Source organism: Pseudomonas sp. Y3 TE3536, assembly GCF_053629175.1.
Window position 1 is genome coordinate 4,786,848 of the sequence record NZ_JBRJHU010000001.1, and the last position, 12,578, is coordinate 4,799,425.

Here is a 12,578-nt window from a genome sequence, read left to right on the forward strand (position 1 = left end):
GCGCATCTAAGGGGCGCTCAGCCGTCTTATGTCCACCACCGGCAGCCCACCGCGCTGCGCTGCTTCCAGGCCTTGCTCGCTGTCCTCGAACACCAGGCAGCGAGCAGGCGGCAGCCCCAGTCGCCGGGCGGCCTCTAGAGGGATAGCAGGATCAGGCTTGGCCTTGCCGACATCGTCGATGGTCACAATGGCGTCGAACAGCGCGACCAAACCCAGTGCGGCCAGTGAGTTCAAGACAATCTCGCGTGATCCACTGGATGCCACCGCCATGGGCTTCACCCCGGCAAACCGCCTGGCGATGGCAGTCACCTGGGTGATCTCACGCACATGCCGGGAAAGGTTGGCCAGGTAGTGCTGGCGCATCGTCGCCACCACCCTGGGGCGATCCAGCGTGACCTGGTGGCTCTGTTCGAAATGCGTCATCAATTGCGTCTCGCAAAGGCCGCAGCGGGCGGCGTGCCATGCGCTGTCCATGCCCTTGCCAGACGCAGCGAAGCCCGCGCGCCAGGCGCTGGCGTAGGCGGGCAGGCTGTCGATCAGGGTGCCGTCGCAGTCGAAAATCAGGCCTTCGGCGGCCAGCAAGCGTGTTTCCAGTGGGGTGTCGAGTGGGTGTTTCATAACGCTTCGACCTGGCCGGGGTAGCGGGTTTGCAGCACCACGGCGAGGGCGTCCGGGCGCCAGAATTCCTGGTCGAACTCCACGGGCTGGCCGCGCTCGCCGAAGCTCAGGCGTTCCAGGTAGAAACTGCTCGAGCCTGGGGAGACTTGCAGCAGGTCGGCTTGAAAGTCGTTCATCGTCTCAGGGTGCATGCACAACTCGCTGCGCGACTGCACGCGGCCGAAACGTTCGCGCAGCAGGGCGGTCAGCGAGGTGTTGAGGTCGGCGTCGAGCAACGCGGGGCACCAGTCGGCGACCAGCACATTGCACTCGAGCAGCACCGGGCGTTGGTCCACGTAGCGACGGCGCTGCAGGTAGAACACCGGCTCCTCCGCATGCTCCAGGCCCATGCGCTTGGCCAGCCAGGCCCCGGCCGGGCGGCGCTCGGCGTGCAGGCACTCGGTGCGTGGCGTGCGCCCTTGGCTGGCGACATACTCCATGAAGCCTGTGATGCCGGTTGGGTCGTAGCGGATGCGTGGGGGGCTGACGTACCAGCCGCGGCGGTCCTGGCGGTAGATGACGCCGTCGGTTTCCAGCAATTGCAGTGCCTGGCGCAGGGTCACCCGTGTGCAGTCGAAACGCTCGGCCAGGTCGCGCTCTGCGGGCAGCTTGCTGTCGGCGGGCAGGCAGCCTTTGGCCAGGTCACTGGCCAGTTGATCGCGGATACGCAGGTAATGGGGCTGGCTGGCGCGCCACGTGGCCTGTGGCTGCGACTCGCTGACGAACGAGGTGCGAAACGGGTTCATGGCAATACCTCGGCGCCCGCAGGCAGGGGCTGTTGCTGGGCCAGCAGTTCGTTGCGCCAGGCCAGCAGGCCGTAGGCGGCCAGTACCACGAAGCCGGCGTACAGGGCCGCCGTGAGTTGCAGGTCCTTGAACAGGAACAGCCCGACGTAGGCGCTGTCGAGCACAATCCACAGCCCCCAGCTGGCGACGTATTTGCGTGCCGCCCAGAAGCTGGCCACCAGGCTGAGCGAACTCAGCAGCGCGTCGATCCACGGCGCGGAGGCATCGGTGTAGCGCTGCATGACGGTGCCAAGCAGTACTGCGCCAGCAAGCCCCGCCGCCAGGCTGACGATGGCCTCGCGGCGCGGCAGGCGTTGCACGCCGACCTTGCCGGCGACGCTGTAACCCTGGCTCCAGCGCCACCAGCCGTAACCTTGCAGCACGGCGAAGACCAGTTGCAGCAGCATGTCGCAATACAGCTTCACGTCGAAGAATATCCAGGCGTAGAGCAGCACGGCGACCACGCTTACCGGCCAGCACCAGCGAATACGTTGGGTGGTCAGCCACACGCCGAGGATATTGAACAGCACGGCGATGATTTCTAACGTTGACATGGGCGCCTCCTCGGCAGCGTCAGTACTGGGGCTTCAAGACCTTGTGCTTGAAGGCGCGCTTCTGTTGTTCCGGCAACTCCTCGCGCCCCTGGTACGGCGCGCTGTACCAGCCGCCATAGGTGGGGTTGGGCAGCAGGAACCAGCGTTCACCCAGCCAGGCGAAGTAGGGGCGGGCCGCGTCGAGCTGGGCCTGCTGGCTGCCGCGGGTGGCCATGAAATCACCGAAACTGTCGCCCAGTTGCATCAGCACCCGCGCCTGGGTCCCCACCCAATGACGGCGGCAGGTCTTGTCCGAACCGCTGGCCTGGCAACCGCCAATGGCGGTGCCGGCGGTGAGAATCTGGGCGCTGCTGTCGATGGGGAAGCCGGCGCGGCGCAGGTTTTCCAGGGTTGCCTGCTCCTGGCCTGGCGCTCGGTTGGTCAGGTAGTACGGCGTGATACCACGGCGCGCGGCGGCCTGCAGGAAGTCCACTGCGCCGGGCAGGGCAGGGGCCTTGGCGCGATCGACCCACTGGTACCAGGCGTCGTAGTCATAGGGGCGGTCATTGATGATCGAACGGGCGTTGAGCGGGACGTTATCCAGCAGGGTTTCGTCGATGTCGATGATCAGCGCCGGTGGCAAGCCGTGTAGCGCGCGCGGTGCGTGTGCCAGCGCATCCCAGGCGGGGTCGGCCAAGGCCCTATCGAGGTGCTGGGTGGCACTGGCATACACCTGGCGGAACAGCAGGTCGTGTTCCACCGACGTCTGGGTCCAGAGCACTGCATCGAGTTGGTCGTTAGCGGGCGGGTGCTGCTGGCAACCGGTGAGCAGCGTTGCCAGCAGGGTGGCGATCAGCGAGACGGACCGGGTCATGGCGATTCCTCAGAAATTCACGGTGGCGGACAGGCGAGCGGTGCGCGGCGCACCCTGGAACAGGTAGCCATCCCCCATGTATTCGCCCACATCACGCCAGTAGCGTTTGTCGAAGAGGTTGTCCACGGTCAGGCGCACTACGGTTTCGTACCCCTCAAGGTCCAGGGTGTAGCGCGCCCCGGCATCGAACACCGTGTACCCGTCGACCTTCACATTGCCGGCCTGGCTTGCATACTTGCTGGCGCTGTAGCGCAGGCCGCCGAGCAGGGCCAGGCCCTTGATGCTGGCGACACTGTAGTCGGCATGCAGGCTGGCGCGCACGTTTGGCACGTTGATCGCCTGGTGCCCTTCGTAGCTGTCAGTGCCGCTGTCCTCGACCCGGGCGCGGATGGCCGCGGCACTGGCCGACACCTGCAACTGCTCGGTCAGGTGCCCGCTGGCGGACAGTTCGAGGCCGATGTTTTCCTGGTCGCCTTGCTGCACGTAGGTGAAGCTGCCGTCGCCATTGGGGCGTGAATACTGGTAGGCCTTGCTGATGCGAAACAGCGCGGCGCCGAGGCTCAAGCCCTGCCAGTCACGCTTGGCACCTACCTCCAGTTGCCGTGAAACCGTGGGCGGCAGGATCTCGTCGGCATTGGTGGTGAACCACGCCGCTTCGCCGCCCAGTGACAGGCCTTTGCTGTAGCGGGTGTACAGCGAGATGTCCGGGCGCGGTTTGTAGATCAGTGCCACGTTGGGCAGGAACTCCGAACGTTGGGTATGGCGCGTGGTGTTGCCGTCGATATCGAAGGTTTTTTCGTCCAGGCGCACCTGGCGGCCGCCCAGAATGGCCTGCCAGTGTTCGCCGTAGCTCAGCCGGTCGCTGAAGAACAGCCCGTACTGGCGGCTGTCCAGGCGCCGATAGGTGTGGCCCAGCGGTTCGCTGGTCGGCGCAAAGTCGGGTACAGGCTGGTAGATGTTGGCGGTGCCCACCCATTCGTTGACCGAGTCGCGGCGGTCGACGATACGGCGCAGGGCGCTGCTGCCGACGGTCAGCTCATGCTGCAAAGGACCGCTGTCGAAGCGCCCGCTCAGTGCCGCCTGTAGCTCGTCGTTGCGGCGGGTATCGTCGGGGTTGCGGAAGTCGTAGACATCGTAGTCGCCCTCGGGGCTGAAGTAGTTGGGCACGGCGGAGCTGGCGCAGCTCGGGGCGCCATAGCAGCCCCAGGCGAAGGCGCTGTAGTCGTCGATCACCACCCGGCTGCGCGAAGCGCTCAAGTTGGCGCTCCAGTTGTCGTCGAAGCGGTACTCGAAGCGGCTGCCAAGGTTGAGCGAATCGATACCCACTGGTTTCGACCAGCGCTGGTCGGCCAGGCGGTCCTTGGGGTCGATGCCGGTGGGCACCACGCTACCGCCGAGTAGCTGATAGCCCGGCACCGAGCGCTGTTCGCGGGTCTGGTACTCGGCATCCAGCTGCAGCAGGGCGGCATCGCTGAGGTTCCAGTCCACGGCCAGGGAGGCGAAATCGCGTTTGCCGTCCGAGTTGTCCACGTAGGAGCGGATGTCTTCATGGGCGAAGTTGGCGCGCACGCCCAGGCGCTGCTCGCTGTCCAGCCAGCCGCCAAGGTCGGTGGCCACATAGCGCTCGCCTGATTCGTTGCTTGCGACGGTGACTGAACGTACGTTCTGCGGGCGCTTGGTGACGTAGTTGACCAGCCCGCCCGGCTCGGAAACGCCACTTTGCAACCCGGAAAGGCCTTTGAGCAGCTCGACCTGCTGTTTGTTTTCCAGCGCGACGTTCTGCTCGCCGGTGATGGTGCTGCCGTTGATCTTGTAGCTGTTGGCGGCGCTGAGGGAAAACCCGCGAACCACGAAGTTTTCGTAGTAACCGATCGGTGCATAGCTTTCGCCGGTCGAGGCGTCGTTGCTGAGCACGTCGCTGAGCAGCCTGGCCTGGCGGTCCTTGAGCAGTTGCTCGGTGAACACCGCAACCGAGGCCGGCGTATCGAGCAGTGGCGCCTCGCCCAGCCCCCCCACCGAGGCTGAGGTGGCTTGGTAGCTGTTGGTCTGTGCGCCCGTCACGGTGATGGCCTCCAGCAGGGTGCTGTCTGCCCAGGCCAGGGCCGGGTTCAATGACAGGCTCAGCAGCCCCAGCGCAAGGCCGTGGCGGTGATGAAAAGACAAGGATGAAGCCATGAACGAACTCCTGGGTGACCAGCGGTGTGGCACCGAAAATCGGGTAAACCTGTGCTCGCGATGCCGCGCCTATGCAGCGGCGACAGCATCGTTGAGCGGGCGCTTGAAGGGGGTGGAACTTCAGGCCGGCGTTGCTCCGGTGGTCATTGGTAATGCAGGGTCAGCTGCCCATTCCTGCAGCGAGCCGTCATAGATCGAAACGCCCTGGCGCCCCAGGCGCGTCAGGGCCAGGGCAGTGGCGGCCGCGGAAATACCGCCGCCACAGTAGAGGACCAGTGGCTGGGTGCCTTCGACCAATGCTGGGCCGAGTGCGCGGGCCAATGCGTCGGGCGCCAGGTAGCGGCCCTGCTCGTCGAACAGTTGCCGCGCCGGTCGGTTGAGGCTGCCGGGGATATGGCCGCGTCGGGCATAGCGGGTCACCGCGCTGCCCTCGAACAGCCCGTTGGACAGCGCACACACCAGCGTGCCTGGCGCTTGTCCATCGAGTACGGCCAGCACGTCTTCGCGGTTTGCCCAGTACCCTGGATGGACGGTGAGCGACACTGGCGAACCCGCTACACCAGGCTGAGCTTGCTCACCGCGGGCCAAGGGCAGGTTGGCCTGGCGCCAGGCCTTCAGGCCGCCGTCGAGCACCGACGCGGCCACGCCCAGGCTACGCAGCATCCACCACAGGCGTGCGGCCCAAAAACCCTCATGCCGGTCGTAGACCACGATGTGCCGTGCCTCGGCGATGCCCAGGCGTGCCAGCGCCGCGGCTCCCTCTGTCGGCGAAGGCAGGGCGAAGCTGTAGCTCGCCGCGGTGTCGGCCAGCTCGCACGTCAGGTCGGCATGCCGCGCCGTCGGGATGTGTTCGGCCAGCCAGGCCGCATGGCCACTGGCGACGCGGTAGTCGCCATCGAACTGGGCGGCGGCCAGTTCCACACTGGCGTCGAGCACCACCAGGCCCGGCTGTTGCAGGGCGTGGTGCAAGGCGTTGGGTGAAATGAGGATGTCGGGCATAGGGGCTCCTGTCAGCGCGCGCGTGCGATGCGGTGCAGATGATCGAGCAGGCGGGTGCCTTCGCTGTCGCCAAACCATTGGCCATGGCCGATCAAGAAATTGTGGTAGGCGATGTCGGCGTTGCTCCGGGATCCGACGATGCCCTGGAAGTAGTCGATCTCGGCGAGGGCGAAATCCACATGGGCCAATGGCAGCAGCGCTTTGAGCGTGAGCAGGTCGGCCTGTGTCAGGGGCCGCTGGCTGTGGTAACCGGCCAGCAGTGCATCGACGGCGTCGAGGTCGGCGGCGGCGCGCCCGCCTGCATCGAGTTCAAGCCAGGGAATGCAATTGCGTTCTACCGCAGTGGCCAGGTCGAATACGGCGAAAGTCCGGTCACTCAAGCCGAAATCAAGGACGCTGCGCACCTGCGTGGTGTTTGCCGATTCGTCCCACAGCAGGTTGGAGGCGTGCCAGTCGTTGTGGGTCCACAGCGCCGGCTGGTGCTGCAGCAGGGGCAGCAGGGCGCAGTGATGGGGCAGATAGAGTTCGCTCAGGGCCTGCTGCCAGTGTTTGTCTGCGAGGTAGTGGGCCAGTGCGGGCTGCTGCGCCAAGGCCGTTTCGATGGATGACAGCGGCGCGTGGTGGCTGAAGAACCGCAGGTTGGCAATCAATACGGGCGTGCGTCGGGCGCCCGCAGTGAAGCCTTCGGCGGCCAGGTGCAGGCGAGCAAGGGCAACGCCCGCCGCATGGGCGTGCTGCAGGCTGAGGAAGGGTGTCCAGGACAGCGCGTCACGGTACAGGTCGTGGCCCTGCGCGCAGGGCAGCACCTCGTAAGTCCATTCACCCAGGGCCACCACGCTGTCGCCGTTGTGGTCGAGCAACGGGGTAACAACGGGCGCGCCACGCTGTTCAAGGTGCTGAACGAAGCGGTGTTCCTCCAGCAGCCAGGCGGGCTGGCGGACACTGCGGTGGTGGCGTTTGACGAACAGCTCCCCTTGTTCCGTGCGCACCTGCGCGGCAGCCGAGAAGGGGCGGGGGCTGTGCCAGTGCAGCGGGCCCACGGCGCCAAGCCGCGGGAAGTGGCTCAGTACCGCTTCCACATCCACCTGAGTCAGCGCGGGCCAGTCGGCTTCTACCGGCTGTACGCCCATGCCATGGGCCATGCGCAAGGGCTCGTTCATGCCTGTGGCTCCGGCAGGTAACGGTTACTGGTGGCACCACGCCAAGCGTCGGCGTCGGCCAGTACGCCGTGGTGGTGCAGCCACTGGGCGTAGGGGGCGATCAGTGCTTCGCGTTGCTGGCCCCAGCGCTGCTCATGCAGCCAAGTGGGTGCGATGTGCTGTAGCGATTGGCTGAGCAGCGCCCTCGGAAAGTAAGGGGTGGCGGCCTCATAGGCGCCCAACGCGCTTTGCGGGTCAGCGGCCGCCGCGCGAAAGCCACGCTCGGTGGCGGCGAGAAAGGCGCGGGCGATCTCGGGGTTTTCCTCGAACCAGCGTTGCTGCCCGCCCAGCAGGTAGCTGTGATAACGCGGTGCGCCAATGTCATCGACTGGCCAGACCACACGTCGCTCGGCCGCAACCGGGCTGTCCATCAAGGCTTCCCAGGCCCAGTAGCCGCCAAAACTGGCGTCGGCAATGCCTGCCGCCAGGTCTTCCGGGCGCAGTTCGCGCACTTTGCTGTCGACGATGATCACGGCATCCGGGTCGCCGCCATCGGCGGCCACCAGATGGCGCACCATGGCCAGGCCACGGGGCGAGGGGTTGAGCGCCAGGCGTTTGCCTGCGAGGTCCCTGGGGCGGCGAATGCCGAAGTCGGTGAGGGTCTGGATCGATTCAAGGCCCCGATGGTTGATGGCCGCGACACCCAGCAGCGGCTGGCCGAGGCTGCGCCTGACCAGCAAGCGATTGCTGGGAAATACGCCGACATCCGCATCGCCTTTGAGCAGGTGCTCCAACGTGTCGCCATGGAAGGGGTCGGGCACTACCAGTTGCACCGACAAGCCGGCGTCCTGATACCACCCGCGCTCCCTTGCGACGTAGAACCCTGCCGAATTTGGCCAAGGGTGGAAATACTCCAGCATTACCCGTACAGCGTTCATCCTTTCGTGCTCCTTGGTGCCCTCAGGGCTCAGGGAGCAGATTTAACGGGTAGACATCTGGTATATACCAATATCGTTCGGTGCTATTTTTATTCCTTCAGGTAATAAATTGGCCTGCTTTAATTTCTTTTTTGCTGTGACGCATTGGGTTTATGCAGCCCGTCGTTCGCCCTTGAGCATTTTCCTGTGCGCCTCCATGGCAACGCCCATTTCTTCCAGCTGATCTTTGCCCAACAGCTTTTTCGCAGTGGGGAACAGTTCGCCTTCCTCCTCTTCGATGTGATGTTCAAGCAGCTCTTTCATCACCTTCACCCGCCCGGCAAATTCGAGGGTGCCGGTTTCGGTATGAAGCAGATCAGGAAGCACCAGCGAATCGACAGTACGGTGTTCTTCCTTGGCTTCGTAATACATCTTCGCTTCTTCCTTGCCGCCGGCTTTCTTGATGGCCGGGTAGAGGATGTCCTCCTCCAGAGCAGTGTGGACTTGCAGCTCCTGCTCGATCCGGTGCAGCAGTTCGGCGCGCTTTTTCACGGCTCGCTCGGTGGTTGAAGACAATTCAGCCAGCAGCTTCTTCACCAATTTATGGTCTTGAATCAACAGGTCGATAGCGTTCATGCAGGCACCTCATGGCGGTCGGGGAAACACGGATTGCTGGGTACAAACTCATCGGTTCTGTTGCGGTGGACGTGATGGGCGTGCGAATGGTTCAAGTCTTTACCGCATGGCTCGCAGCGCGCAGATGAAGCGTCGAGGCCTGCGACAGCAAGCCTTGTCATGGTCGTCAGAGGATCGGTTTGCCGCCCGTGACGCCGTAGCGTGAACCCGAGATATAACTGGCTTCATCAGAGGCCAGCAAAACGTAGATCGGCGCCACCTCGACCGGTTGCCCTGGCCGCCCCATGGGGTAGCCCGAGCCAAAGTTTCTGACGGCCTCATCCGGCATGGTGGCGGGGATCAACGGCGTCCAGATCGGGCCTGGCGCCACGCTGTTGACCCGGATGCCTTGCTTCGCCAGCAACTGGGCGAGGCCTGCAGTGAAGTTGGCAATGGCGCCTTTGGTGGCGGCGTAGGCCAACAGGCTGGGTGACGGGTCATCGGAGTTGACCGAGCTGGTATTGATGATCGATCCGCCCTTCGGCATTGACGGCAATGCCCGTTGGCAGATGCGGAAGATGGCGGTGATGTTGGTGTCGAACGTCTTCACCCACTCCTCATCGTCAATGTCGTCCAGGCTTTCATGGGCCATCTGGAATGCGGCGTTGTTGACCAGGATGTCGATGCGACCGAACTGTTCCACGGTCTTGTCGACGATGGTGTAACAGTGCTGTTTGTGCGCCAGGTCACCGGGCAGCAGGAGGCACTGGCGGCCCGCGGCTTCGACCCAGCGCGCCGTTTCCTGCGCATCTTCGTGCTCATCCAGGTAGGCGATGGCAACGTCCGCACCTTCACGCGCGTAGGCAATCGCAACGGCCCGACCGATGCCGCTATCGGCGCCGGTGATCAAGGCGATTTTGCCTTCGAGCCGGTTGTAGCCTGTATAGGTCTGCTCACCGCAGTCCGGGTACGGCTCCATCTTGCGCTGCGAACCGGGGACGCTTTGCGGTTGCGAGGGGAATGGCGGAGTAGGGTAGTCGCTCATGGTCGAAGCTCCTGCAGTTGAGAACGCTCATTACCGTTCGAACCGTGCGAGAAGCCAGTGTTGAAGTGGATGCTGGATTTGAACGACGGACGGCCTGCCACCCACTTGCAATGAATTTTCGGTGAAGGGATCGCTCTATCGCTGATCAGCAGTGCGCTGCTCTCACCCCTTTCAGGAGCGCCCGAGTGCCTCGAATCATTACGCCCACCACCTCTGAGCATGAGATCGATCAGCAGAATGCGCGGATGTTCGGCACGCCCAAGGAACGCCTGGATTTCTATCGACGCGAAATCCAGTACGAGACCACTATCCTGGCCAACCGTACCGATGCGTATCTGGCCGCTCAGTCGTTCCTGGTCATCGCCTTCGTGTCTTCGATGAGCAACCTTAACCAGAGCTGGGGGGAAATGTTCACGTTGATCGTGCCGGCGTTTCTCGCCCTGCTCGGCGTGTTGAGCTCGTTGAATGCCTGGCCAGGCATCCGCGCGGCGTTCCGGATCATCGAGCACTGGCAGTTGAAGCAGAGCCACTTGCTGCGCAGTGAGCCGATGATGGGCCTGGCCTATGATGAATCGCCCTTGTTCTGCGAGGCTGAGACGTCCCGGGCCGGGCACCGGAAATCGTTGCTGTTCTCCCTTCGCACGCCTTGGATTTTTCTCGGGTTCTGGGTTTTGCTGGGCAGCTACTCGGTGTATATCCAGCTCGCGTGACGGGCGCGCTGCTGTGCGCAAATGACTGCCAGCAAACCTTAGCGGCGCCTGCGTTGCGAACGGGTGAAGACAAACCCTGCAATCACACCCAGCAGCGCCGCACCCACCCATAACGATGTTTTATCTTTCTGAGTTCTCCAGCCACCGTCCACACTTCGCCGGTCATCGGGTGGCTCGAACAGATTCCCGGAAGATATCGCCGCGCTGGGGCTGCGGTTCAAGCCCCAGCGCGTGAGCCACCCTGACAACTGAGGCAGCCCCGGTACCAGGTAGCTGGCCAGATGGGCGAGGCGGGCGGCAGCGCCGACAGTGGTGCGCGCGCTCGGGGAAATGGCGCAGGCTACCATGGCGTTTGCCACCCGTTCCGGGTCGTAGATCGGCCCTGGGGGTGTCAGCGCGTGGCCGGTGTAGTTGCCTGCGTCCCGCAAGCCTGGCGTGTCCATGACGGCCGGATAAAGATCACACACATGAATGCCGGGGAACTCCGTCAGCTCACCGCGCAGCGCTTCGGTCAGGCCACGCAGGCCGAACTTGCTCGCCGAGTAGGCTGCCGCATAGGGTTGGGCGATCCAGCTGCCAAGCGACAAGGTGTTGATCAGTATGCCGCTGCGCTGTGCCTTGAAGTAGGGAAGCACCACGTAAGCGCCGCGCAGATAACCGACCAGGTCGGTTTGAATCACCTGCTCATGCGCTTCAAGCGGTGTTTCGTCGAAGCTGCCTAACGCGCCAACCCCGGCGTTGTTGATCCAGATATCGATACGTCCATGGCCAAACTCGGCAGCTTGGGTGGCCAGGGCTGCCACTTGATCGCTGTGAGTGACGTCGGTGGTAATGGCGACAGCGTCCGTGCCGCAGTCGGTGCATTCATCCAGCACGTCGAACAACGCTTCCTCATCGCGTGCCGCGAGCACCAGGCGGGCACCTTTGCAGGCAAACGCATGCGCAGCCGCCCGGCCTATGCCGCTGGAGGCGCCGGTGATGACCACGACCTTTCCGCGCAATGGGCCTTTGATCGGCGTCGGGCTCATTGGCATGGAGTGCTCTGGGGCTGGTGAGTCTTCGCTGTCGTTAGACGGCAGTGTGGCACTGGCTTCTAGGGGGCAAAGCTCAAGGGTGGTTCCATCAGCCATTACCAGCTTCAAGCCCTCGATGGTGCCCGCTATCCGATCCGGGAAGACGGGTTCGCCTTCAGCATCCAGGCTGTCGTAGATGAACTGCGTGCCTTCGAGCCAGCCGACCGCAGTCAGCAGTTCGGGGCCGAGGTAATACTTGCCGTCTTGAAAGTACCCCGGGAACTGATGGGCGCGCTCGACGTTCTCCACGCAATAGCGCTCGCCTGGTTTCATACCTGTCGCTTGATCGATCATGGTGAAAACCCCTTTTTCTGAAAGCCGGCTGTGCAGCAGATATTGCAGTGAGTAAGCAGGGGAATCCGTTGGGCAGGATTAAGTTCAGAGCAAGCGTTTCAGCGGTTTCTTTTAGCGCCGGATGACCCGTGTTTACCGTCCTCATCAACGCTGTACAAGGGTTTGTTGAAACCTATACAAAAAGCTATTCTTGTACAGGATTTTCCCAATTGTTCGAGGTAAGCATGGTGCCTCCTGCGCGTTGGGCCAGCCTGTGCTTGCTGATGGTTGCGCTGTCGACCGTAGCAGCGGACTGGCGAGCCGAATTGCCAACGGCGCAACCGTTGGGTGCTGGCGATTTCACGTGGTTCGGCGTGCGCCTTTACAGCGCCCGGCTGTGGACAGTGGGGCCGGTTCAGGACTGGAACCAGCCCTTTGCCCTGGAACTGCGCTACCACCGATCGCTGTCCAAGGAGACGCTGGTAGACGCGAGCCTTGCGGAGATACGCCGCCTTAACGCCAACATCACGCCGCAGCAACGCGCAGCGTGGAGCAAGGCGCTTGAAGCGGCATTCGTGGATGTGCGCCCGGGTATGCGTATCACGGGTGTGTACCTGCCAGGGCAAGGGTCTCGCTTCTATGTCGATGGCGCACTCAGCCAGGTAATCGCCGACCCGGAATTTTCCCGAGCATTCTTCGCCATCTGGCTCGACCCACGGGCCAGGGACCCACAGCTGCGCCAGCGCCTGCTCGGGCTGGCGGGCAACGACCGAGGGACGTGAA

The 12,578-nt window shown here is 63.6% G+C and carries 13 protein-coding genes; 2 read left to right on the plus strand and 11 right to left on the minus strand.

Going from position 1 to position 12,578, the window contains the following annotated elements:
• Positions 1 to 6: 6 nt before the first annotated feature.
• From AB7M33_RS21630 to AB7M33_RS21675, 10 genes are all read right to left on the minus strand, one after another.
• A complete protein-coding gene (locus tag AB7M33_RS21630; RefSeq protein WP_454243588.1) occupies positions 7 to 618 on the minus strand; it encodes an HAD family hydrolase in 612 nt (203 codons plus the stop codon).
• On the minus strand, positions 615 to 1,403 hold the full coding sequence (locus AB7M33_RS21635; RefSeq protein WP_454243589.1) for a GntR family transcriptional regulator: 789 nt from the start codon (positions 1,401 to 1,403) through the stop codon (positions 615 to 617). The genes AB7M33_RS21630 and AB7M33_RS21635 overlap by 4 nt, the downstream gene beginning before the upstream one ends.
• The gene (pnuC, locus tag AB7M33_RS21640) at positions 1,400 to 1,996 is read right to left on the minus strand and encodes a nicotinamide riboside transporter PnuC (RefSeq protein WP_454243590.1); all 597 of its coding nucleotides are present in this window, start codon (positions 1,994 to 1,996) and stop codon (positions 1,400 to 1,402) included. Before pnuC ends, AB7M33_RS21635 begins: the two co-directional genes overlap by 4 nt.
• Before the next feature lie 19 nt (positions 1,997 to 2,015).
• Positions 2,016 to 2,849 carry a 5'-nucleotidase, lipoprotein e(P4) family gene (locus AB7M33_RS21645; RefSeq protein ID WP_454243591.1) on the minus strand — a complete coding sequence of 278 codons (834 nt, stop codon included), beginning with the start codon at positions 2,847 to 2,849 and terminating at the stop codon, positions 2,016 to 2,018.
• A gap of 9 nt (positions 2,850 to 2,858) precedes the next feature.
• Positions 2,859 to 5,024 carry a TonB-dependent siderophore receptor gene (locus AB7M33_RS21650; RefSeq protein ID WP_454243592.1) on the minus strand — a complete coding sequence of 722 codons (2,166 nt, stop codon included), beginning with the start codon at positions 5,022 to 5,024 and terminating at the stop codon, positions 2,859 to 2,861.
• 120 nt (positions 5,025 to 5,144) lie between these two features.
• Positions 5,145 to 6,023, minus strand: a complete 879-nt coding sequence (locus AB7M33_RS21655; protein ID WP_454243593.1) for a sulfurtransferase — start codon at positions 6,021 to 6,023, stop codon at positions 5,145 to 5,147.
• 11 nt (positions 6,024 to 6,034) lie between these two features.
• Positions 6,035 to 7,183, minus strand: coding sequence for a phosphotransferase enzyme family protein (locus tag AB7M33_RS21660; RefSeq protein ID WP_454243594.1), 1,149 nt, complete (start codon positions 7,181 to 7,183; stop codon positions 6,035 to 6,037).
• Entirely contained in the window at positions 7,180 to 8,100 is a 921-nt protein-coding gene (locus AB7M33_RS21665) for an ABC transporter substrate-binding protein (protein WP_454243595.1), read from the minus strand. Before AB7M33_RS21665 ends, AB7M33_RS21660 begins: the two co-directional genes overlap by 4 nt.
• A 150-nt stretch (positions 8,101 to 8,250) precedes the next feature.
• Entirely contained in the window at positions 8,251 to 8,715 is a 465-nt protein-coding gene (locus AB7M33_RS21670) for a hemerythrin domain-containing protein (RefSeq protein WP_099429577.1), read from the minus strand.
• 166 nt (positions 8,716 to 8,881) lie between these two features.
• On the minus strand, positions 8,882 to 9,739 hold the full coding sequence (locus tag AB7M33_RS21675) for an SDR family oxidoreductase (protein ID WP_454243596.1): 858 nt from the start codon (positions 9,737 to 9,739) through the stop codon (positions 8,882 to 8,884).
• 185 nt (positions 9,740 to 9,924) lie between these two features.
• Between AB7M33_RS21675 and AB7M33_RS21680 the strand changes: the two genes are divergently transcribed.
• Positions 9,925 to 10,449: a hypothetical protein gene (locus AB7M33_RS21680; RefSeq protein ID WP_027596487.1), complete on the plus strand. Its 525-nt coding sequence runs from the start codon at positions 9,925 to 9,927 to the stop codon at positions 10,447 to 10,449.
• A gap of 38 nt (positions 10,450 to 10,487) precedes the next feature.
• Here the strand turns inward: AB7M33_RS21680 and AB7M33_RS21685 are convergent, their stop codons facing one another.
• On the minus strand, positions 10,488 to 11,816 hold the full coding sequence (locus AB7M33_RS21685) for an SDR family oxidoreductase (protein WP_454243597.1): 1,329 nt from the start codon (positions 11,814 to 11,816) through the stop codon (positions 10,488 to 10,490).
• Positions 11,817 to 12,040: 224 nt separating this feature from the next.
• Here AB7M33_RS21685 and AB7M33_RS21690 point away from each other — a divergent pair, with 224 nt between their 5' ends.
• The gene (locus AB7M33_RS21690) at positions 12,041 to 12,577 is read left to right on the plus strand and encodes a chalcone isomerase family protein (protein WP_454244246.1); all 537 of its coding nucleotides are present in this window, start codon (positions 12,041 to 12,043) and stop codon (positions 12,575 to 12,577) included.
• Position 12,578 lies beyond the last annotated feature (1 nt).

Bases quoted from the DNA above. Each gene is read 5' to 3' on its own strand.
- pnuC (WP_454243590.1), bottom strand. From the start codon at position 1,996: ATGTCAACGTTAGAAATCATCGCCGTGCTGTTCAATATCCTCGGCGTG.
- AB7M33_RS21660 (WP_454243594.1), bottom strand. From the start codon at position 7,183: ATGAACGAGCCCTTGCGCATGGCCCATGGCATGGGCGTACAGCCGGTA.
- AB7M33_RS21635 (WP_454243589.1), bottom strand. From the start codon at position 1,403: ATGAACCCGTTTCGCACCTCGTTCGTCAGCGAGTCGCAGCCACAGGCC.
- AB7M33_RS21645 (WP_454243591.1), bottom strand. From the start codon at position 2,849: ATGACCCGGTCCGTCTCGCTGATCGCCACCCTGCTGGCAACGCTGCTC.
- AB7M33_RS21675 (WP_454243596.1), bottom strand. From the start codon at position 9,739: ATGAGCGACTACCCTACTCCGCCATTCCCCTCGCAACCGCAAAGCGTC.
- AB7M33_RS21630 (WP_454243588.1), bottom strand. From the start codon at position 618: ATGAAACACCCACTCGACACCCCACTGGAAACACGCTTGCTGGCCGCC.
- AB7M33_RS21685 (WP_454243597.1), bottom strand. From the start codon at position 11,816: ATGATCGATCAAGCGACAGGTATGAAACCAGGCGAGCGCTATTGCGTG.
- AB7M33_RS21650 (WP_454243592.1), bottom strand. From the start codon at position 5,024: ATGGCTTCATCCTTGTCTTTTCATCACCGCCACGGCCTTGCGCTGGGG.
- AB7M33_RS21670 (WP_099429577.1), bottom strand. From the start codon at position 8,715: ATGAACGCTATCGACCTGTTGATTCAAGACCATAAATTGGTGAAGAAG.
- AB7M33_RS21665 (WP_454243595.1), bottom strand. From the start codon at position 8,100: ATGAACGCTGTACGGGTAATGCTGGAGTATTTCCACCCTTGGCCAAAT.
- AB7M33_RS21690 (WP_454244246.1), top strand. From the start codon at position 12,041: ATGGTGCCTCCTGCGCGTTGGGCCAGCCTGTGCTTGCTGATGGTTGCG.
- AB7M33_RS21655 (WP_454243593.1), bottom strand. From the start codon at position 6,023: ATGCCCGACATCCTCATTTCACCCAACGCCTTGCACCACGCCCTGCAA.